Source organism: Cytobacillus mangrovibacter, from assembly GCF_042865275.1.
Taxonomy (GTDB): domain Bacteria; phylum Bacillota; class Bacilli; order Bacillales; family Cytobacillaceae; genus Cytobacillus; species Cytobacillus mangrovibacter.
This window is the reverse complement of the sequence record NZ_JBIACJ010000013.1, coordinates 29,892-50,592: the sequence shown is the minus strand read 5'-3', so window position 1 is coordinate 50,592 and position 20,701 is coordinate 29,892. Positions and strand designations below refer to the sequence as shown.

General features: G+C 37.5%; 19 protein-coding genes. 14 read left to right on the top strand and 5 right to left on the bottom strand.

Annotated elements, in window-relative coordinates; all coding sequences use genetic code 11:
- The first annotated feature begins 220 nt into the window (after window positions 1-220).
- The 12 genes from ACFYKT_RS18735 to ACFYKT_RS18680 all read left to right on the top strand — a co-directional run bounded on the left by ACFYKT_RS18735 (window position 221) and on the right by ACFYKT_RS18680 (window position 10,892).
- Window positions 221-730, top strand: coding sequence for a CBO0543 family protein (locus ACFYKT_RS18735; RefSeq protein WP_389222670.1), 510 nt, complete (start codon window positions 221-223; stop codon window positions 728-730).
- 11 nt (window positions 731-741) lie between these two features.
- Entirely contained in the window at window positions 742-1,227 is a 486-nt protein-coding gene (locus ACFYKT_RS18730) for a hypothetical protein (protein ID WP_389222668.1), read from the top strand.
- Window positions 1,228-1,414: 187 nt separating this feature from the next.
- The gene (locus ACFYKT_RS18725) at window positions 1,415-2,338 is read left to right on the top strand and encodes a c-type cytochrome (RefSeq protein WP_389222666.1); all 924 of its coding nucleotides are present in this window, start codon (window positions 1,415-1,417) and stop codon (window positions 2,336-2,338) included.
- 120 nt (window positions 2,339-2,458) lie between these two features.
- Window positions 2,459-3,193: a response regulator transcription factor gene (locus ACFYKT_RS18720; RefSeq protein ID WP_389222664.1), complete on the top strand. Its 735-nt coding sequence runs from the start codon at window positions 2,459-2,461 to the stop codon at window positions 3,191-3,193.
- 157 nt (window positions 3,194-3,350) lie between these two features.
- Window positions 3,351-4,082, top strand: a complete 732-nt coding sequence (locus ACFYKT_RS18715; RefSeq protein ID WP_389222662.1) for an SDR family oxidoreductase — start codon at window positions 3,351-3,353, stop codon at window positions 4,080-4,082.
- The gene (locus ACFYKT_RS18710; protein WP_389222660.1) at window positions 4,079-5,116 is read left to right on the top strand and encodes an S-adenosylmethionine:tRNA ribosyltransferase-isomerase; all 1,038 of its coding nucleotides are present in this window, start codon (window positions 4,079-4,081) and stop codon (window positions 5,114-5,116) included. The genes ACFYKT_RS18715 and ACFYKT_RS18710 overlap by 4 nt, the downstream gene beginning before the upstream one ends.
- Window positions 5,113-5,481 (top strand): VOC family protein, encoded by a 369-nt coding sequence (locus ACFYKT_RS18705; protein WP_389222658.1) that lies wholly within the window; start codon window positions 5,113-5,115, stop codon window positions 5,479-5,481. The genes ACFYKT_RS18710 and ACFYKT_RS18705 overlap by 4 nt, the downstream gene beginning before the upstream one ends.
- A 183-nt stretch (window positions 5,482-5,664) precedes the next feature.
- A complete protein-coding gene (locus ACFYKT_RS18700) occupies window positions 5,665-7,206 on the top strand; it encodes a spore germination protein (protein ID WP_389222656.1) in 1,542 nt (513 codons plus the stop codon).
- Window positions 7,203-8,306, top strand: a complete 1,104-nt coding sequence (locus ACFYKT_RS18695) for a GerAB/ArcD/ProY family transporter (RefSeq protein WP_389222654.1) — start codon at window positions 7,203-7,205, stop codon at window positions 8,304-8,306. The genes ACFYKT_RS18700 and ACFYKT_RS18695 overlap by 4 nt, the downstream gene beginning before the upstream one ends.
- Window positions 8,303-9,421, top strand: a complete 1,119-nt coding sequence (locus ACFYKT_RS18690; RefSeq protein ID WP_389222652.1) for a Ger(x)C family spore germination protein — start codon at window positions 8,303-8,305, stop codon at window positions 9,419-9,421. Before ACFYKT_RS18695 ends, ACFYKT_RS18690 begins: the two co-directional genes overlap by 4 nt.
- Before the next feature lie 236 nt (window positions 9,422-9,657).
- Window positions 9,658-9,999, top strand: a complete 342-nt coding sequence (locus tag ACFYKT_RS18685) for a lmo0954 family membrane protein (RefSeq protein WP_389222650.1) — start codon at window positions 9,658-9,660, stop codon at window positions 9,997-9,999.
- Window positions 10,000-10,244: 245 nt separating this feature from the next.
- Window positions 10,245-10,892 carry a PspA/IM30 family protein gene (locus ACFYKT_RS18680; RefSeq protein WP_389222648.1) on the top strand — a complete coding sequence of 216 codons (648 nt, stop codon included), beginning with the start codon at window positions 10,245-10,247 and terminating at the stop codon, window positions 10,890-10,892.
- 620 nt (window positions 10,893-11,512) lie between these two features.
- Here ACFYKT_RS18680 and ACFYKT_RS18675 read toward each other — a convergent pair.
- From ACFYKT_RS18675 to ACFYKT_RS18660, 4 genes are all read right to left on the bottom strand, one after another.
- Window positions 11,513-12,655 (bottom strand): metal ABC transporter substrate-binding protein, encoded by a 1,143-nt coding sequence (locus ACFYKT_RS18675; protein WP_389222646.1) that lies wholly within the window; start codon window positions 12,653-12,655, stop codon window positions 11,513-11,515.
- A 173-nt stretch (window positions 12,656-12,828) separates the two neighbouring features.
- Window positions 12,829-14,400, bottom strand: coding sequence for a Vga family ABC-F type ribosomal protection protein (locus ACFYKT_RS18670; RefSeq protein WP_389222720.1), 1,572 nt, complete (start codon window positions 14,398-14,400; stop codon window positions 12,829-12,831).
- A gap of 326 nt (window positions 14,401-14,726) precedes the next feature.
- Window positions 14,727-15,713, bottom strand: coding sequence for a ketoacyl-ACP synthase III (locus ACFYKT_RS18665; protein WP_389222644.1), 987 nt, complete (start codon window positions 15,711-15,713; stop codon window positions 14,727-14,729).
- A 334-nt stretch (window positions 15,714-16,047) separates the two neighbouring features.
- Entirely contained in the window at window positions 16,048-16,377 is a 330-nt protein-coding gene (locus tag ACFYKT_RS18660) for a hypothetical protein (protein ID WP_389222642.1), read from the bottom strand.
- 231 nt (window positions 16,378-16,608) lie between these two features.
- On the opposite strand from ACFYKT_RS18660, the gene ACFYKT_RS18655 reads away from it, so the two are divergent.
- Together ACFYKT_RS18655 and ACFYKT_RS18650 are read left to right on the top strand one after the other, a co-directional pair.
- Window positions 16,609-17,133: a YbaK/EbsC family protein gene (locus ACFYKT_RS18655; RefSeq protein ID WP_389222640.1), complete on the top strand. Its 525-nt coding sequence runs from the start codon at window positions 16,609-16,611 to the stop codon at window positions 17,131-17,133.
- Between the two features lie 261 nt (window positions 17,134-17,394).
- Window positions 17,395-18,324: a CBASS cGAMP-activated phospholipase gene (locus tag ACFYKT_RS18650; protein WP_389222638.1), complete on the top strand. Its 930-nt coding sequence runs from the start codon at window positions 17,395-17,397 to the stop codon at window positions 18,322-18,324.
- Between the two features lie 17 nt (window positions 18,325-18,341).
- On the opposite strand, the gene ACFYKT_RS18645 is transcribed toward ACFYKT_RS18650, so the two are convergent.
- Window positions 18,342-20,555 (bottom strand): MMPL family transporter, encoded by a 2,214-nt coding sequence (locus ACFYKT_RS18645; protein ID WP_389222636.1) that lies wholly within the window; start codon window positions 20,553-20,555, stop codon window positions 18,342-18,344.
- Window positions 20,556-20,701 lie beyond the last annotated feature (146 nt).

Below are 20,701 nucleotides of genomic sequence, written 5' to 3'. Positions count from 1 at the left end.
CTCGAGGTCACAAGCCAATCCTCCCAGAAAGGTAAAGGACACCTTTCCGTGAGGCTCGTCTTGTGCTTGTCGGGGGTGATCAAGGCGCTTGCGCATTTGTTCTTAAAAACAGACAGGGGCAGGATCTATGATCAAGTATCGAAAATAAATAATTTGGATATAAAAAGGAAATAGTATAAATAAGGTTTGGTGACCTTTATCCATAGAATTAAGAGCAAAGATGAACAACTGCTTAAGCTTTAAGTTTGTAAGGGAATGGAGAAATAAAAATATGTTATTTTGGGTCTTTGCCTTTTTTATAGTCCTTAATATTATTGCTTATTTCATACCAAAAAGGTTATCAAAAATAGAAAATTACGCCACAACCCTTTTTTCATTGCTATTTGGCATCTGTGTGGATTTAATCCTAAATTTAAAATATGAGCTATATGGCTACTTTGGAAAAGGGTTTCAGTGGATGGGCTTCATAGGTGAATTCCTATATTTTATTCCTATAAGTATTTTGTACCATAATTATTTACCAATTGGAGATAGCAAAAAAAAATTGCTAATTTACATTTTTAGCTGGTCACTTTGTTCTGTTATTATCGAGTGGATCATTGAAAAAACGGAATTCTTTAATTATAGTGAATGGAATCTTTTTCATTCTGCCTTAGTATATCCTATCGTTTTTGCCATTCTTTATTTGCAATTAAAATATATTAGAAAACTTATTAAAAAAGATGACTAAGGAGAGTTTGAATGATTGGGTTAATCCTGTCTGTTATAGTAGTTAATGTGATCGCTTTTTTCATAAAAAAAAACCTAACAGTTAATCAAATGGTCCATATATGGTTCTTTACAATATCATTCCAATTGATTTTTGATGTCTTTATCGATCTGAAGTATCATGGCTACTGGTATGTAACAAAGGGGATTGATTGGGAGGCCCTTCCTGCATATACGATATTAATCCCTCCAGTTAATATTATGTTTTTAAATTGGTTTCCTTTTAAAAGTTCATTTACGAAAAAGGTAATGTACATAGCTATTTGGGAAGCGGCTTTATTAATTTATGAAAGTATTGTTCAACTTCCAGCGCCATGGGGATATTTTGAATATGGCTGGTGGGAACTATGGTATTCAGCATTAATAAACCCGCTTTTATTATTATCATTATTAGGCTACTATAAATGGATTCAGAGTATTGAATGGAAATTAATTATGAAAAGTGAAGGTGGTCATTGACTATCTTCACTTTTTTTGTGGCGGAATATGACATCTATATGAAATTGATTTATTAGACATCAAAGTTCACTAAACGCTCAATATAAATTAACCAACCCTTAACACTTCTTTTAGACAATTTAAATGTAGGAAAATCTCGCAAAGAAAATGTAAAAGTTAAGGAACCAAATTTGAAAGGAGAATGAATATGAAAGAGAGAAACACGTTGCTCTTACCTGTCATGGCGATTATTGTTACGATGATAGTAGGCTTTACCTGTCTGTATTTCTATGTACAGCAAAAGCCAGCGAAAACAGAATTGGCAAGTACAGAGCCGAAAGCAGAAGAACCGAGTCATCCGTACGCACCTCCAAGTATGGATGCGGTACCAGATGGGGAAGAAGGAGAATTGATTAAACTGGGTGAAAAATATCATAATGAAACAAGCAGTGTGTTAGATGGTTATGTAGGAAACACATTAAGTTGTGCAAGCTGCCATGCGAATGGAGGAGTGGGTGACTCACTTGATCTAGTTGGAATCTCGAAAACCTACCCTCAGTATAATCCTCGGGCAGGCAGAGAAGTGAGTTTGGAGGATCGAATTAATGGGTGCTTTATTAGAAGTATGAATGGAAAGCCTCTACCTAAAGAAGGTCAAGAATTAAAGGCGATGGTTGCCTATTATACGTATATTTCAGAGAATGTTCCAGACGGTATAACGGATCGTCCTTGGGCAAAGCTTCAAAGGGCTGAGGGTGACTTATCAAAGATTAATGTTGAAGCAGGAAGAGAGCTTTATAATCAATCATGCATCACATGTCATGGCCAGGATGGAGCAGGCGGTGCCACAGGACTTGCCCTATGGGGAGATAACTCATACAATATTGGTGCTGGCATGGCCAGGAATAGAACAGCTGCGGGATATATCCAAAAGTATATGCCAAAGGCACCAATGGGCGGTTACGAAGCAGGCTCTTTTACTGATGAAGAGGCATTGAATATAGCTGCTTTCATTAATTCGATGGATCGTCCAGATTTCCTTAACAAGATTAAGGATTGGCCAAATGGAGATGCACCTGATGATGCAGCATATGAAACATTAGCAGGTAAGAAGAAAACGGATGGGCAGTAATGATAAGTACTCTTAAAGTCTATTTAGTCAATTCTATGATTCTAGCATATAATATAGGTAAATAGCGTCCATTTCTAGATTGTGTAAGTTGTACGGTATTAGAGAAAAGTGGTGATTGTCATGAATGATGGGAAGCTGAAAGGAAAAACAATCCTTCTAATTGATAGCGATGAGGAAAATAGGGTGGAGCTTAACTGGTATTTATCTAAAAATGGCTTTGAAATAATTGAGGCTGAGAATGGACAAATAGCTAAGATGAAATTCCTGAAATATGATCCTTGTTTCGTATTGCTTGAGACAAACCTCTCGGATATGAATGGATTGGATATTTGTACATGGGTACGGAACCAACTTTCTAATAATGTTCCTATTATCATACAATCAGAAAAAGGGAATGATCATGACAAAATTGAAGGTTTAAAGAGGGGCGCAGATGATTATGTTGTGAAGCCTTTAAATCCTGAAGAGTTATTGATAAGAATTGAAACAGTCTTAAGAAGAACGGTTAATCGCTGCAGTAAATTAAGCTTTAAAGGGCTGACAATTAAGCCGTTAAAGGGAATGGTTAAATTCCATGATAAAGAAATAAAATTAACCCATTTTGAATATAGGCTTCTGTTTCTTTTTATGACCCATCCAGATCAGATCTTATCAAGAGAACAGATTATCAATGAAATATATAAGAAAAATGAGCGAGTTGTAAACGAAAGGACAGTAGATGTGCATATCAGACATCTACGGGGAAAAATAGCGGAGTTTACTAATTATCCTTATATTTCTTCCATCCGAGGACTCGGCTATAAGTTTAATATAGATGATTTGAAGCAAGAGGAAAGAACGGAGACGGTCAATTGACTATCTCCGTTTTTTACTTTTTTAAGGTTTCTCATTCTAAAGTTGTAGATGTTTCTCCGTATATTTTAGCAGCGGCTCCCCATCCACTCTCCGATGGCAAAGATGTGCTTTCCTTCTAGAATAATGGTAAGAACAATAAAGAAAGCGGGAGATTCTTATGAACCAACAAAAAGTTGTGATGATTACCGGAGCATCTAAAGGTCTTGGAAGAGCGTTAACATTGGCGTTGGCTAAAGAAGGGGTACGGCTAGCTATTTGTGCAAGAGGCGAGATGCAGCTTCGCAAAATTGAGAAAGAGGCACTAGCGATTGGGGCAGAAGTAATTGCCGTTCAGGCGGATGTTTCTGATGTAAGGGATGTAAATCGTTTCGTATCCATTGTGGAGGAGGGGTTTGGACACGTAGATGTATTAATTAATAATGCATCTATATTTGGACCAGGGCCATCGCTGTTATCTGACTATCCAGACCATGAGTTCATCGAAGTACTTCGGGTCAATGTCATAAACCCTTTTCTTGTTACAAAGCGTGTAGTGGCGGGCATGTTAACTCGAAACAAAGGAAGAATTTTCAATATAACTTCTGAGGCAGGAAAAACAGGCTTTGCAGAGTGGGGGGCATATGGCATTTCTAAATTTGCAGTGGAAGGTTTAACACAAACCTGGGCAGATGAGCTGCAAGGCACAGGGGTAAGCATCAGCATGGTGGACCCAGGAGAAATGGATACGGAAATGCATAGGGTTGCGGTTCCTGCATGTGATTATGAGCTAGAGGATCCAAAAGAAGTGGCAAGAATATTTGTTAGCCTTGCATTAGATGAATCAATCGAATTAAATGGAAAGCGATTTGAGGCTCAATCCTTTTTACAAGAAAAGAGGGATGAACAATGATGAGTAGTGCACGTTCATTCCAAGTACCAGAATATTTAAATGCACGTACTCCTGCAGAATATAGGGGAATCCAGCGGGATCATGTTCGTTTAATGACACTTGATACAGTTACAGGAGAGTGTACCCATAATTTTTTTAACAGGCTGGATTCTTATCTGGTTGCGGGAGATTTGCTAGTCTTAAACAATAGCCGAACAATACCGGCAGTATTAAAAGGGAAAAGGGGAAGGCAGATCATTGAAATTCGCTTATCCCGAAAATTATCGGATAAAGAATGGGAAGCCCTTATCGTTGGAGGAGTAGTCACTGTCGGTGAAAAGATTGATTTGCAAGGAGGATTAACGGCAACTATTACTGGGCTAGGAGCAGAGGCACCTTTAATCGTCCTTTCCTTTTCAAAGAGCGGATTAGATTTATTAGAAATCTTCTATCGATATGGGGAGCCCTTACATTACGAATATATTGAAACACCTTGGCCGATAGAGATGTATCAAACCGTCTATGCTTCTGTTCCGGGATCTGTGGAAATGCCGTCAGCAGGCAGAGCATTTACATGGAGACTGCTTAATAGGCTTAAGGAAAAAGGAGTGAATATCGCTTATTTGCAGCTTCATGCAGGCTTGAGTTATTACGGAAATGACCGTTGGCCTCATCCGAATAAACATCTTGAAGAGTTTAGTATATCAGCAGAAACAGCAGGATTGATTAACAAAACAAAGAAAAATAACGGAAGAGTGATTGCGGTTGGAACAACAGTTGTAAGGGCACTTGAAACAGCGGTCAATGCAGAAGGAAAGATTGAACCACAGAAGGGATTGACCAATCTGTACATTCAAAAGGGTTATCCTTTGAAAGCTGTTAACGGTCTAATCACCGGCCTTCATGAGCCAGAAGCCAGCCATTTGGATTTGCTTTCTGCTTTTATCAATAAAGGGCTATTGATGAAGGCCTACAAAGAGGCATTAGCAGATGGGTATTTATGGCATGAATTCGGTGATATGAATTTGATTCTGCCGATGAGTGAGAGAACATGAAATGGCATCATGCAGGAATTCTAGTTCGTAATTTAAATGATTCCATTCAGTTCTATAAGCAGATGTTTCGTTTTTCTTGTGAGCAATATATAACGTTTCAGGATGAAAAAATTGCTTTCCTTCAAAATGGGGATGTCCGAATTGAATTGATTGAGTCAGAGGAAAACTTAGTGCCATTCAATTCTACTCATATTGCATGGCAAGTGGAGGATGTAGACGATTGGATTAGAAAGCTGATGGGAAAAGGACTTTATCCGTCGGAAGGGCCTTATAACGTAGGAAATGGCTGGGTTACTGTATTTTATGAAGGCCCAGATCACGAGATAATTGAACTGATTCAAAGTAATAATAGTATGACAGCATAAAAAAACAAAGATGGTCTACATCAAATGATACCTGTAGCTAAGACACCGGCAAAAGAGTGTTTTATCTACAGGTGTTTTTTATTTTCATAAGGACTCCATTTATTTTAAAAACCCTAAAAATGCAATGTATGGTTTTATAGCTAAAGATATAAACTAAATTATCAAATTTAGGTGGGAATTTTCATGATATTTTCAAGGCACACAAAAGGTAAGAGAGGCACTAATTTGAAGCAACAACATATAGAAACCTCTCATGAAACCTTAATTAGTTCGGAGTTATTGGATAATATAGCGAAGGTTCAGTCTATCTTTTGTGATGCCCCGGATTTAATTGTTAGATTGTTAGTTATTAAACAAACACAGAGCCAAGCGGCTTTAGTATATCTTAGTAGTGTGACGGATAGTAAGTTAATTAATGATCAAATATTAAGCCCGCTTTTATATGTAGATGGGGGCGGGGATAGTGATATAGGTTCAAAGATATCACTTGGAAAATTAGAGGAGAAGAATACATGGGAGGAAATAGAAAGTGCCATTTTACAAGGCAGCTGTCTTTTGTTTATAGATAAACATGCGGTTGCATCCGTATTTAATACTTCAGACTTCCCAAAACGATCGATAGAAGATACGGCAATTGAATCTGCATTGATGGGTGCACATATCGGATTTACAGAGACAGGGAGCCAAAATATTGCCTTAATTCGTAAACATATACCTAACCGTGAGTTGAAAATTAAAGAGTTTACGATTGGTGAAAGAGGAAGGACAAAAATTTCAATTTTGTTCTTAGCAGACGTTGTCCAACCAGAATTATTGAAGGAGCTTGAAGATCGGATTAATCGAATAAAGGTAGATGAAATTATTAATACGGGTGTGTTGGCTGAATATATTGAGGACAATCCCTATTCACCCTTTCCACAACTTTTAATTACTGAACGGCCAGATATGGCAGCATTAGAAATATTAGAAGGCAGAATTGTTACGGTTGTTGATAAATCCCCCAGTGTATTAATTGGTCCCACTTCATTTATTTCATTTTTTAAAACGATGGATGATTATGGGACACGGTGGTTTGTTGCCTCTTTTATTCGCCTTATTCGTTACTTTGCCTTTTTTGTTGCAATCTTTTTGCCTTCTATTTATATCTCAATCATTACCTTTCACTTAGAGGTTATCCCGCTTAAGCTGCTTATCTCGATCGGTACATCAAGAGACCGGGTTCCATTTCAACCATTTATAGAAGCTGTAATCATGGAGGTTACATTAGAAATGCTTCGTGAAGCAGGTGTGCGTTTACCTACAAAAATTGGACAAACTGTTGGAATTGTAGGTGGAATAGTTATTGGTCAAGCAGCTGTCGAAGCGGGGATTGTCAGTAATATCATGGTGATAATTGTCTCTCTGACAGCGGTAGCTTCATTTATCATTCCTAATTATGATATGGGTGCAGCTATACGAATCATTCGCTTTCCGATGATGTTTGTAACCTCGGTGTTTGGTTTTATCGGATTAATCGCGGGATTAATGGTTCTTATTGGCCATTTCATTTCATTGCAATCATTAGGCACACCATATGGAAGTCCAATTGCACCATTACGCTTATCTGATTGGAAGGACGCCTTCTTTCGATTTCCTCAATGGTCAATTACAAAACGGCCGGAAAGTACGAGAGCTATTCAACAGAAAAAGGCAGACTTTATCGATCCTAAAGGTGATAGAAAATGAATAAGTACTCCAAAAGCGGAATAACGCAAATGCAATATATTTTTCTAATTCATGGTGTACAAGTTGGGGTTGGTGTCCTGCAGATTCCTAGGGTAGTGGCAGAAGGGGCTGGAACAGACGGGTGGATTTCCATCATCTTGGGATGGTTCTTAGCTATGTTGTTTAGTCTATTAATGGTTAAAGTAATGAAAAGATACCCTGAGGGGACAATTTTAGAACTATTCACCCATTTCTTTGGAAAATGGATTGGAAAGGTTGTTACGATTTTATTTGCTCTGTATTTTGCCGCAATTACATTCCTTACATTTATTCGGTCTCTGCTTTTTTTACAATCATTAGTTTTTCCAGAAATTCAAGTGTATTCGTTAATCATTCTATTATCCATTCCTAGTTATGTAATAGCACGAAATAACATCCGAATTTTAGGCAGATATTCAGAATTGATTTTTTTTATGACCATATGGATGATTACTCTTTTCTTTCTCCCATTAAAGGAAAATGCCCATTGGCTGCACTTCTTGCCGTTATTCAAGGAAGGGCTGACACCAATCCTTTTAACTGTGCAGTCCACTGTGTTTTCATTCGTAGGTTTTGAAGTCGTGCTTTTTTTGTACCCATTTCTTCAAAAAAAGGAAGCGGCTGTTAAAGGAATTTTGATTGCCAACACGTTGACAATGGTAGCTATGTTACTGATAACGATTGGCGTATTTGCTATATTCAGCCCAGATGAAATAACCCAATTTAATACGCCTGCGATTGAAGTTCTAAAGCTAATTGAATTTCGATTTCTTGAACGGATTGACCTCATATTTTTTGCATATTACACATTGGTAATGTCTGCATCATGGATTCCATTAATGTTTTTTACCGTATTTTGTACAAGCCAGCTGCTGGGTAAACAAGATCATCGAAGACATCTATTATGGTTTCTTATCGTTATCTGTATTTCTGTTTATGTCTATCCTCCTACCTTCCCAAAAAATGATCAATTTCAAAAAGAAATAGAAAAGGTATTTATCACTGTCGATTACATACTTCCGCTATTTTTATTGGTTGCTATATGGATTCGGGGATTTTTTAAAAGGAGGACTTATCAATGAAGTATTTTAACCGTTTGATCTTTTGTATTATTCTTATCATGACGCAAACGGGCTGTGAATTAGAGCTTCCATTAGAGGATATGACAATTATTCTATTGCTTGGCGTAGATCTTGATGAGGAGAATAATTTGCGAATCTTTGCATCAAGTCCAGTGTTCTCAGAGGATGCGAAGAAAAAGATTGAAGTGGTTGATGTGAAGGCTGAGACAATTCAAAGTGGAAGAAATCTATTTGATACAAGAACATCTGGAGAGGTTACTGGTTCGAAAATTGAAGTGTTGTTATTAAGTAAAAGAGTACTTGAGCATGAAGATTGGTTCCCCTTGCTAGATACCTTTTACCGCCATCCCCAATTCAGTAATAATACGAGAGTAATGATGGTTGATGGTTCCCTATCAGCAGTCTTTAATTATGAGCCTGAAGATAAACCAGATTTGCCATTGCATTTAAAGACATTAATTGATCAAAACGAGAAAAGGGGATTAACGGTAAAGACCACACTTAGAGAATTGCATAGGCAAATATCTGATAAAGGGGTAACACCCTCATTGTCGTATATAAAAAGTAGTGGAGAGCGCCAAATGAATGGGACTGCCTTACTGAATAAGAAAGGAATGTACATAGACTCATTGGATCCAATGGAAACGTCATTATTGCTTATTTTGCAGAAAGAATTAGGCAGGGAGGTCACTTTTGCGGCTATTAGCAACCCTAATAAGCCAAATGATAGTATTTTTCATAAAGATAAAATGAGTTTTATTGTTGCTAAAGCAAAAACAAAGATTCACACCTCATACGATCAAGGTACTTTTAAATTTGATATTAAGATTAAAATGCCGATTGCATTGACAGAAAGACTATTCCCTTTTAATTTCGAAAAGGATTTGAGGGGGTTAGAAAAAATAATAGAAAAGGAAATGGAAAAGCAATTTAAAGGGATTATTAAAAAATTTCAAACAAATAAAATTGATCCGATTGGATTAGGGCTTTATGCAAGAGCCTTCCAATATGATCAATACAAAAAGGTGGAAGATCATTGGGGAGAGGCATTCGCTGCTTCAAAAGTAAAGCTGTCAGTGCAAATAGATATAGCCATGAGAGGGGCAATTAAATAAGGAAACATACCAAATCAAAACCTTACCAGCTCGGTAAGGTTTTTGATTTGAAAAGGAGCTTTCTAATCTGTGCTTGCAGGCCATCTGCCGTTTGGAATAAATACTTTGCTAAAGAAGTGAAAAGGGGCTGACCCTTCCTAAGTCTTGAGGCTTAGTTGAAAATAAAGCGCAAGCTCGTTATGAGAAATCAATAATAAAGGTAAGATGAAATCAAGATAACGAAAGGGGAAAACAAAATGAAAAAATTTGGTTTGCTTTTAATCGGCGGTATCTCAGCTATGATCTTACTTTCTACTATTGGGCCTATGATCGGGTTCCTTGTTAGCCTAGTGCTTCTATATTTCATTTTCAAACAATTTCTAAAAACAGATTCAACAGGAGGGAAAATTGGGCTAGGAATTGTTGGGTTCTTTATACTAATGGCTTCCATCCATAATGCACCTGCAATCATTGGTGTTGTTGCTGCATATGTACTGTACTTGGTTTATAAAAAATGGAATGAAAACAAACGTGTGATAGTAAAAGAAACAGATCCATTTGTTAATTTTGAAAAGCAATGGAATGACATTAATAAATAATAGTTGTTTTCTAAAAGATTGTGTAAATGATAAAAAACTAGTTGATTGGAGCGGAAGGTGTGAGACTCCTGCGGGACGTGTGGGACAGGTGAGATCCCGCAGGAGCGTGTGCTCCGAGGAGGCTCACCGCCCACCCCGCGGAAAGCGAACGCCTGGAGCGGAAATCAACTTCTACCACTTCATGTTAAAAGCAACAAAGTTTGCGAAAACAACCAAAATAATTAAATCAAAGGAGAGAAATAATCATGACGAACTTATTTACACGAATTAAAAACACAATTAAAGCAGATTTAAATGAGGTTATGGACAAAAAGGAAAATCAAAACCCAATTGCATTGCTTAATCAATATCTTCGTGAATGTGAACAAGAAACTGAAAAGGTAAAAAAGCTTGTCGAGCGTCAATATCAACTAAAGGATGAATTTGAAAGAGAGCTAGTAGAAGCAGCAGAGCTTGCCGAAAAAAGAAAGCATCAAGCAGGAGTTGCCTCAAAAGCAGGAGAAACAGAACTCTATCAATTTGCATCAGCCGAGCACCAGCACTATTCAGATCGTGCTGAACGCCTAAGAGTATCTCTGAAACATGTACATGGTCAGCTAGAAGAGCTAGAAGGTAAATATGAAGAAATGAAGCATAAACTCAAGGATATGTATATTCGCCGAATGGAATTAATGGGACGAGAAAATGTTACTAGAGCGAATCATCAGATAAACAAAGTGCTGGATTCGACTACTTATTCTGATAAACCATATTCTCGCTTTCAAGAAATCGAAAACTATCTTGACCGCTTAGAGGATAAAGTGAACAGATCATTCCATAGAAGTACAATTGATGCGAGAGTAGCGCAATTAGAAGCTGAGATGAAAACAGGTGAAGAGAAATCTATTTCTTAATTAAATGAATAATATGGGATAGAATTTACGATGATTTTGCGGACTGTTGTTCCGTTATTTCATAAAAAAGCATGTATTTCTTAGAATCCTCGGACTCAGGTTCCGCTATTATTGTTCGAGAGAGTAAATTCTATATAATTATGATCAATAACGGAACTGGTGTCCGCTAGCGTTGCGAAAATAGTGGAAATAATATAAATAGCAGAAGTGGAGTCCGTTAAATTTCTGAGCGGACCATGGTTCCGTTATGAGTCACCTATCCTTTTGTTAGTATAAAATCAACGCTCAGAGACATCATTCTCTGAGCATTTTTGTTTGTAATTAGTTATGCGACTTTCATTGTGAATTAAAGTGCTATTTAATGTGTTTTATTAAGTCTTCTTTACAGAACAAAGAACAAGCATTGTCTATAAAAAATTTTAAAATTATCAGGATACAGTACAATTTGATAGAGAAGGGGGATAAGATAAAAATGTATAATTTTTGAGTTAGAGAATGTCTAGCGCAAGTCGTCTATCGACTCAAGGTCACAAGCCAATCTGTTCAATTGGTTAAAGACTAACCTTCTAGCCAGCTCGTATTGTGTGCTATGCCAGGCTGAACAAGGCGCGTGCACTTTCTTAATTGTTTAATGCTTTCTTAATCGTCTCTAGATTCCTTTGCATTATGCTGAAGTAATCATCATTTTGCTTCAAATTCTCATCTGTAATTGCTTCTAGATTATGAAGAATCAGAGATTCTGCTCCGATCTCTTTCTGAATAATTTCCGCTACTTTTGTTGATAGGTTCTGCTCGAAGATCACGTATTGAATTTGGTGTTCCTTCGATTCTTCAATAATACTTTGCAAGCCTTTCTGCGTAGGCTCCTGTGTTGGGGACAATCCTGCAATAGCAATTTGTTCTATTCCGTATCTTTCTTCCCAATACCCATAGGCAGCGTGAGAAACGAGTAAATACTTTGTTTTTGAATTCTCAATTGTATTCTTAAATTCTTCATCAAGCTGTTCTAAATCACCTTTTAGCTGCTCGAAATTAGCCTCGAAATCTGATTTATGTTCAGGCATTAATTGGATTAGTGAGTTTTTAATATTAGTAGCAAGTTCAATTGATAGAATAGGATCTAGCCACACATGAGGGTCAAAGTCACCATGGTGATGACCATCCTCTGCAAGTTCGTTGTGTTCTTCGGTACTTTCTTCATCATGGCTATGTTCGCTTTCTTCGTGGCTAAGCCCGTCTTCATTATGGTTATGTTCGCCTTCTTCGTGGCTGTGCACATCTTCGTCATGGCTATGTTCACCGTCGTCGTGATTGTGCGCATCCTCGTCATGGTTGTGTCCATCTTCACCCTCATGATCATGCACATGAGTTGTTTTTAATAGATCAATTCCTTCTCCAGCTTTCAGAATGGTAACATCCTCATTCTTCAATGATTCTGTTGCCTTATCTGCAAATCCTTCGATTCCAACTCCTGTATAAATGAATAAATCAGAATCTGCGAGTGCCATCATATCTTTTGTAGAAGGCTCGAAGGAATGAGCATCCACATTTGGCGGATAAATACTTTTAACATCAACATAGTTTCCGCCAATTTTTTTTGTGAAATCTTCTAATGGATAAATGGTTGTTAAAACCGTTAATTTATCCTTATCCTTGTTAACCTTTTCCTCATCAACCTTTTTTGCTGTTTCTGTGTTTCCGCAGCCTGCGAGAATGAGACTGAACGTAAATAGGGAAGCGAGAAGTGGCTTCTTAAATTTCATATTTGCAAACTCCAATCTTCGTTTTATTTTTACAAGTGTAAGATACTATTAGAATGCTAAATCGTAATTATTACGTTTTATATTCTAAATTAAGACTATGAGTTTGTAAATGATTTTATGCTTTTTTATTAAAACAAAGCAAAAACGGCAGATTGATTTCTGCCGTTTTGCTATTACTGATTATTCAATTTGCGTTTATCTGCTAGAAGTTTTTGAAATTCTAATTCCAGCTCATCAGAAGGTTCGATACAAAGTCGGCTGAGTACTTCTGTTATTCGTGTTTCTAGCAGGAGCCGCTGCTCTTCTTGCGTATCGCGTGCCTTTTTGGGTTTATAGTTCTTGTATTCCTCATATGTCCCATCAAATAATTGGATTTCCTGTTTGTTGATCGCTAAGATTCTTGTAGCGACGCTTTCGATAAATTGCCGATCATGAGAAACAAAAATAACGGTACCTTCATATTCCTGTAAGAGGGATTCGAGTGCTTCCACTGACGAGATATCGAGAAAGTTTGTTGGTTCATCTAAAATAATGGTATTAATTTCACTCACAAATAATTTGGCAAATGCTACTTTTACCCTTTCACCACCACTTAGAACGCCAACGGGCTTATAGACATCCTCTCTGAAAAAATGCAGCCTTGCTAGGACTGTTCGAATGAATGTCTCATTCTGTATGGAGGTTGAACTGACATTTTCCAGTATTGATTTTTCCGTATTTAATATATCGATGTTTTGACTAAAGTAGCCAATTTTCATCGAAGGGGAGATAGATACTCCATCATCTTCATTAATAATTTTTTTAATGAGTGTTGTTTTTCCGCTTCCATTCGGTCCGATAATGGCTAGCTTATCTCCTCCACGCACATGAAAGCTTGCCGATTTCCAGAGAATCCTTTTACCAATAGAACATTGCAGATCTTCTGCACGCAAAGCGATTCGTCCTTTAAAGGTTTCCTCATTAGGCAAATTCATTTTTATGACAGGCGCATCTTTCACTTTTTCCACTTTATCAAGTTTTTCCAAACGAGTTTCAATCGCCTTTGCAGCTTTTTGCAGCTTCTTTTGCTTTTTGGCAAAGTAAGGCTTGGCACCAGTAATGCTCGCTTCAGAGGCACTTACATTTTTGGGCGTCTTCGTCGCTCTTTCTGCTTTTTTCTCTTTTAAAATTAAAGCTTCTTCAAGCTGCTTTTTCTTTCTTTCATATGTTTCATAAGCTTGCTTCTGCTGGTTCTGCTCCAACTCCTTCTGCTCCATATAATCGGAGTAGTTGCCCTTATATACCTTCACTTTTCCTTCATCAAGCTCCCAAATTTTCGTACATAAAACATCTAAAAATGCCCGGTCATGTGAAACAAGGACAAGTGCGCTGAGCGACTTTTTGAATTTCCTTTCCAGCCATTCAATATGATTTGTATCCAAATTAGTTGTTGGTTCATCTGCCAGCAGAATTTCAGGGTTCTTTGCGAGAGCCTTGTTAATGTATTCCTGCGTCACTTCACCACCGCTTTTTGACGTATCCGTTCTTTTTAGCTGTGGCAAAAGCTCGCAAATTCCATTTGCTGCAATGGTTCCGTTGTCAGCAGTGGTTTTTCCTGATAAAACCTCTAATAAGGTTGTTTTACCACAGCCGTTTCTTCCAACAAGTCCAATTCGATCATTTTTTTGAATCTGTAATTTTTCTATATCTAATAATAAACGGTCTTTTATATATAATTTTATATTGTTAGCTTCTAACAGCATCATACAATCATCCCCATTTCCATCATGTGCTGGAGACAAAAAAATGCCTCCTATCTGCATTCAGAATAGGAGGCATAAGGTTACACCAAAAGAGACTGATCCCTTGTTGGGCCAACCAATGAAACCTAATCCTATTCTGAAAACCTCGATTGAAGACAACACAAAATAGAGCAGATATCTGCTTGCTAATATGGTCTTCAATTGATTGCTTTCGAAAAATAGGATTAGAACTTCATTTAATTGGGTCACCCTTTCGTTTTTAATTAATTTTACAATAAACAATTCGTCTGGATTTGTCAATTGGCTAAGGGATCCTATGGATGTAGGGATTAGTATTTAAATAACATGGTAATAAATTCATGGCCGCCGCCGATTGTCCAAAAAAGGATAAGATCTCCTCGTTTAATTCGGCCTGACTCGATTCCTTCATAAAGGGCAATAAATGGACTGCTTGTCCCTGTATAGCCATACCGGTCACCGACATATATCATTTTTTGATCAGGAATATTAAATCTTTCTTGGATTTTCAGTATATTAGATAGGGCAAATTGAGATAGACAATAACTATTAATTTCTTCAATGTCTAAATGATTTCGTTTTAAAAGTTTTTCAATTTTTTCGTATGTAAATGGCAAAGATACACTCCCGTCAAAAGGAAGCCATTTCATGTAATCAATCGACCCATTTCCGTTAAGCGCATGGGAAAGACCCTTTTCAGGATAAAGTATATTATCCCGATAATTAGAATCTACTTCATAGATTGCATCAATAAATCCAGTATTTTCATTTGTTTTTTCGAGGATAACTGCACAAGCCGCATCGCCAAAATTAGCGTATGTAATTTCTTCTTCAGGATTGGCAATAAGTGAAAAATGATCTGATCCGATAATTAAGGCAGTATTCACATGCGGATTAGATAACATATAACGTGAGGCCTGTTCTATGGAAATCGTCATCCCGGCACAATTTGCATTTGCATCCATCACAATGGTATCTTTTTTACCATTAATCGCATGGTGAACATACATGGCATTCGTAGGCACAGTTTTTTCTGGAACTTGAGTAGAGAAGATAATCATATCAATATCCATTCCAGTCATTCCGGCCTTTTCCAATACAAGCTTGGATGCTTCAATGGCCATAGTGATTCCGTTTTCGCTGTTATTATCGGACAGGTATCTTTCTTTCCGTCCCATTACTTCTAAAAAATGAGTAATATCTCTGCCTCTTTGTTTAAAATGATCAATATAGTAGTCGTTCTTAACAACTTTATTAGGGTGGTAAACTTCAATTGAATTGATTCTAATGTTTGCCATAACGTCTCCTGGAAATATATTATAAATTATATTAAAAAATGAGTAAGACTGGGGTGCCTTGAAAATCATTTCATGCTTTCAATCATATATTTATAGGGGAATTCTGATGAAAATTTCAATGAGACGGTAATCTATTGGAACCAGAAGAAACTGTCCCCTAGACAGAATCTATAAGACAGTAATCTGCTAAAACCAGAAGAAATGTCCCATAGACTGAATCTATGAGACAGTAATCTGCTAAAACTAGAAAAAATGTCTCATAGACAGAATCTCTGAGACATTAATCTATTAAAACCAGAAAAAATGTCTCATAGACCCCTTCAAAGGTTACCCTCTATAAAACTTCAGTGACTTCTACATTTTTTAATCCGGTGTTACGTGCTAAACGGCTTAATTGCATTTTTAACACTGCACTTTTTTTAATTTCAATGATAATCTTTTTGAATCCAGAGCTCTGATAAAGGCGAAAACAGTTTTCAAGTTCTGGAACCATTTCTTGTGTAACTAGATTTAGATCCCGGCAATCAAATTGAAGTGTAAATTCATCAGCCTTAATAACACTTGTTTTACGTTGGTATTCGTTAATAAATTCCTGTGCTTTTTCAGGTGTAAAGCTTCCACTAACTGTTATGTCAATCGTCTTTTTCACTTGATTTACATTCATTGTGTAGGTTCCTGTAGACATAATAGTTCACACACTTCCTTCATTAATTGATAATCTACTATTTAGATTAGTAGTGCTATTAAAAAAGTATTATAGCAGAAAAATATAAAAGGAAGTAAAAAAAGGGGATATTTTCCTCCATTTTTTATCTCGACCCAATGTTCCCTGTTGCTTCAATGTGATAAAGAATGTTATTATTTTACATAATATTTGCTAGAAAGGATGAATAAAATGTCGTTTGCAAGTGTAAAGGCTCATTTTGAGAAATGGAACAGAGAAATGGATATTATGGAGTTTGATACATCAAGTGCAACTGTCGAGTTGGCAGCTGAAGCTATAGGTGTCGTTCCTGCACGAATTGCAAAGACTCTTTCATTTCGTGAAGAAGGAGACAAAGCCATACTTGTTGTTGCTGCTGGTGATGCAAAGATTGATAATAAGAAGTTTCGCCAGGCTTTTCAAATGAAGGCCCGAATGCTCTCAGCAGATGAGGTAGTGGAGCAAACGGGGCATGTAATAGGCGGTGTATGCCCATTTGGCTTGGCTAAGGATCTTGATGTCTATTTAGATGTCTCTATGAAACGCTTCCAGACACTATTCCCTGCTTGCGGCAGTACTAATTCAGCAATCGAGCTTACCTGTGATGAGCTATTTGAGTTTTCCTCTGCAAAAGAATGGGTGGATGTTTGCAAAGGCTGGGAGGGAGATTCTGATTCCGAAAGTGAAAGGGAATATTCCCAAGTTAAACAAGGATAAAAGGTACCCAATTTCCAATTCCTATGTTAAGATGTAACATAAAAATTCAGAATGGCCCTAATATATGAATTGTTTTGATAGGCGGGTACATATCGTGTTGTTTTTGATCATTTCGGAGAGGTAACACTCGACGTATTATAATAAAAGTGCCTGACCACTTTCGGTCAGGCATTTTAAAATTCCATCGTGGCAGTTTTTTCTGCTAAAGGTTTGCAGGTTAGGGAATAGTAGAATGGAAGACATAATTTCAAGGTGAAAAAGATGAAAATGCTTTGCATCGATGGCGGTGGAATTCGAGGGGTTTTTGCTGTTGCCATTTTACAAGCGATAGAGGAAGAATATAATTGTCCGATTGGAGATTTATTCGATGTAGTGGCTGGAACAAGTACAGGTTCGATTATTGCTGCATCTGTTGTATTGAAGAAGAGTATGGGCGAAGTAATGGAAAGCTATCAATTATATGGAAAGAAGATCTTTGTGCGGCAGGCGAAGGTGGGTTTATTCAAGAGTGTGTATAGTGATCAGTATTTACGCCGCTTTTTTCGAAAGGCATTTGGAGAAATCACACTCGCTGAAATAAAAAAGCCGCTTCTGATCCCGGCAGTAGATGTGACAAATGGAAAGCCCTTTGTCCATCGTTCGAACTACGGACATACGGAAAATGATGATCAATCCATTAAGCTGTGGGATGCTGTTCTTTCCTCCTGTTCTGCCCCAGTTTTTTTTCCGCCAAATAATATAAATAATCAATACCTATCCATTGACGGGGGACTTTGGGCGAATAATCCATCACTCGTTTGTGTAACAGAGGCTCTACATCAATTCAAAAAAGAGATAAAGGAATTAGAGATCTTTTCTATTGGTACAGGTCTGCAGCATATTGACTTTACAATAGGGAAGGACAAATATTGGGGGGCAAAGCATTGGCTGCCGTTTCATCTCCCTTCTTTGAAGATGACCCCAAAGCTACTTGATTTAGCTTTGCAATTGTCATCCGAATCTGTGACCTATCATTGTCGGCATTTGCTCGGTGACAACTATTTTCGCTTAAATGGAGAGCTAGGGGAAGAAATGCCCTTTGATGAAATTAAATTTATGGATGAACTAATTGAGTTAGGAAAACAGGTTTTTCAGAATAACAGAGATGAAGTCATTTCTTTCGTGAATAAAAGGCCTGACTCCCATGGATAAGGGGAATCAGGCCATTTTCATATTGTTTTTTGAATGTCGGTTTTCATTCTCTTTTCCTTTTTACCTGTCAATATCAAAATGGACGGAAGAAAGACCCCTCGTATTAAAAATGTATCGAGCAAGATCCCAAAGGCCATTGTAAATCCGAATAAGAAAAGTTCCTGTAATGGCTGTGTCATCAACACGGCAAAGGTGGCAGCCAGGATTAACCCAGCTGAAGAAATGACACCTCCGGTAATAGCGACCCCTTTTCCAACGGCTTCCTTCCATGGGAGCTTTGTCGCTTCCTCTTTAATTCTTGAAACAAGCATAATGTTATAGTCGATGCCAAGTGCAACCATGAAGACAAAAGCGTAAACAGGCAAGCGATAGCTGATTGCGTCATAGCCCATAAGATGCTTGAAAATCCACCAGCCAAACCCCATTGTTGAAAAGAAAGATAGCAGAATGGTCGCCATCATCAAAATTGGCATTAAAAACGATTTTGTTTGAAATCCAAGAATAATCGTAAGTAAAACAGTGACAAGTGAGAATAGAACGATCATATCACGCTGGTTCATATGATTGACATCCAACTGCTGAGCGGATTGGCCAGCAAAGTGAAGCTTCACATCTGCTGTAGAAAAACCGCTATCTTTTAATAAAGATACTTCTGAATCGCGCAGTCTTTGAATGGTATCAAGTGCTTCTTTTTCATAGGGGTTGCTGTCTAAAATGAATTGAAGTCTAACCGTTTTGTGTGTTTCTGCTAAATAATTTCTCGGCTGCATTTGCTGATCCTTCATCATTTCATCTTGAATGATTGGAGTGGCGGAAACTATATTGCTTTCGTCACTAAGTTTGGTAACAAGCTGATTTACTTTATTAAAAAACGCTGCATCCATAGGAAATTCTTCTTCCGACTGAATTAATACTGTCACAGGTGCTAATTGGCCAGCAGGGTAATTTTCTTCAAGAAGCTCAAATCCCTGTCGTGAAGGCATGTCCTCTGGAAAAGATTTTAATAGGTTAAAAGAATACTGTATGGATGTAAAGTTGAACACGCCAATAAGCAAGATAATTAGTAAGATGCCGCTTAATAAACCAGGCTTTTTCATCACCTGTTTACTGATGGCAAACCAAATGCCACTTTTTGTATTCTTTTCTTTTTCAACCTTAGGAATAAACGGCCAAAAGGCTTTGCGGCCCATTAGCGCGAAGATACTAGGAATCAGTGTTAAGCCAGCAATCAGAATAACAATGACCGCTACTGAAAATACAGGTGCAAAATGGTTGTAAGGTTTAAAGATAGTTACAAATAATGTCAACATCGCAAGCAGGATGGTTCCACCACTGAAAACGATTGGTTCCGAAACGTGGGAAATGGCTTCTTGCATGGATGCATATTTAGATTCCTGTTTCTTTAATTCCTCCCGGTAACGTGAGAAAACAAATAAGCTATAATCTGTTAGAACCGCAAACAGCAAAATTAGCATAATGGACACAGCTGAACTATCAATGGTAAACCATTCATTTTTACCTGCTATACCTAAAATCCGATCGACAACCCCGTAAACGATCCCCGCGATAATTAATGGCGTGATTGCCAGGAGTGGAGAGCGATAAATAATAATCAATAAAATAAAAATTAGCGCCACAGTTGCAAGCATGAGAACGAAATCTGCACTCTTGAAGAGAGAAACAGTATCAGCAGAAATTCCAGCAGGACCAGTGATTTCAAATTGCATCCCTTCCATGTTGATTGCTTTTACCTTTTCCTTAATTGTTTCCATGACTGCAAGTGTCTCGGAGGACTCTAGATCAGGCTCTAATGATAGATTAATGAGCAGTGTGGATTCATTTTCAGAATACATCTGTTTTTGAACATTTGGCGGCAGTGTATGAAATGGGAGTGTACTAATGATCTGTTTTGGCTTTTCGTCTGATCCGAGCCATTCACTTAATTCCTTAATTTTATCCATGTCTTGCTCAGAGATTTTTCCGTCACGATGGAATACAAGCAAGGCTGGCAGCCCATCGGTAGAAGGAAACTGTTCTATTAAAATTTGCTGGGCAATTTCAGAAGGTTTGTTTCCATCCATACTCCCTTCTTTACTATTAACCTCAAATTCCTTTGCTGATGGAGCAAATATGCTTAGAAGCACGACTGCAAAGATCCATGCAAGGATTGTGACCTTCACTCCTTTTTGACTGCTTGTATAGTTAACTAATTGACGAAATGGTTTAAGCATCCAATCCAACTCCTTACTGTTCGATGTTGACTTCATTTTAAGAAGTGAATATGAACGGAGAATGAATGGCTTATTTCAAATGGCTGATCAGATTTTTTTGACAGAACATACAATTACTTATAAAATGAATGAAAGTCAGTCATTAT

Excerpts from the sequence above, each read along its gene's own strand:
- ACFYKT_RS18690 (WP_389222652.1), top strand. The coding sequence starts at position 8,303 with ATGAAGTATTTTAACCGTTTGATCTTTTGTATTATTCTTATCATGACG.
- ACFYKT_RS18680 (WP_389222648.1), top strand. The coding sequence starts at position 10,245 with ATGACGAACTTATTTACACGAATTAAAAACACAATTAAAGCAGATTTA.
- ACFYKT_RS18670 (WP_389222720.1), bottom strand. The coding sequence starts at position 14,400 with ATGATGCTGTTAGAAGCTAACAATATAAAATTATATATAAAAGACCGT.
- ACFYKT_RS18660 (WP_389222642.1), bottom strand. The coding sequence starts at position 16,377 with ATGAATGTAAATCAAGTGAAAAAGACGATTGACATAACAGTTAGTGGA.
- ACFYKT_RS18650 (WP_389222638.1), top strand. The coding sequence starts at position 17,395 with ATGAAAATGCTTTGCATCGATGGCGGTGGAATTCGAGGGGTTTTTGCT.
- ACFYKT_RS18675 (WP_389222646.1), bottom strand. The coding sequence starts at position 12,655 with ATGAAATTTAAGAAGCCACTTCTCGCTTCCCTATTTACGTTCAGTCTC.
- ACFYKT_RS18705 (WP_389222658.1), top strand. The coding sequence starts at position 5,113 with ATGAAATGGCATCATGCAGGAATTCTAGTTCGTAATTTAAATGATTCC.
- ACFYKT_RS18720 (WP_389222664.1), top strand. The coding sequence starts at position 2,459 with ATGAATGATGGGAAGCTGAAAGGAAAAACAATCCTTCTAATTGATAGC.
- ACFYKT_RS18710 (WP_389222660.1), top strand. The coding sequence starts at position 4,079 with ATGATGAGTAGTGCACGTTCATTCCAAGTACCAGAATATTTAAATGCA.
- ACFYKT_RS18695 (WP_389222654.1), top strand. The coding sequence starts at position 7,203 with ATGAATAAGTACTCCAAAAGCGGAATAACGCAAATGCAATATATTTTT.
- ACFYKT_RS18685 (WP_389222650.1), top strand. The coding sequence starts at position 9,658 with ATGAAAAAATTTGGTTTGCTTTTAATCGGCGGTATCTCAGCTATGATC.
- ACFYKT_RS18715 (WP_389222662.1), top strand. The coding sequence starts at position 3,351 with ATGAACCAACAAAAAGTTGTGATGATTACCGGAGCATCTAAAGGTCTT.
- ACFYKT_RS18730 (WP_389222668.1), top strand. The coding sequence starts at position 742 with ATGATTGGGTTAATCCTGTCTGTTATAGTAGTTAATGTGATCGCTTTT.
- ACFYKT_RS18645 (WP_389222636.1), bottom strand. The coding sequence starts at position 20,555 with ATGCTTAAACCATTTCGTCAATTAGTTAACTATACAAGCAGTCAAAAA.
- ACFYKT_RS18735 (WP_389222670.1), top strand. The coding sequence starts at position 221 with ATGAACAACTGCTTAAGCTTTAAGTTTGTAAGGGAATGGAGAAATAAA.
- ACFYKT_RS18655 (WP_389222640.1), top strand. The coding sequence starts at position 16,609 with ATGTCGTTTGCAAGTGTAAAGGCTCATTTTGAGAAATGGAACAGAGAA.
- ACFYKT_RS18725 (WP_389222666.1), top strand. The coding sequence starts at position 1,415 with ATGAAAGAGAGAAACACGTTGCTCTTACCTGTCATGGCGATTATTGTT.
- ACFYKT_RS18665 (WP_389222644.1), bottom strand. The coding sequence starts at position 15,713 with ATGGCAAACATTAGAATCAATTCAATTGAAGTTTACCACCCTAATAAA.
- ACFYKT_RS18700 (WP_389222656.1), top strand. The coding sequence starts at position 5,665 with ATGATATTTTCAAGGCACACAAAAGGTAAGAGAGGCACTAATTTGAAG.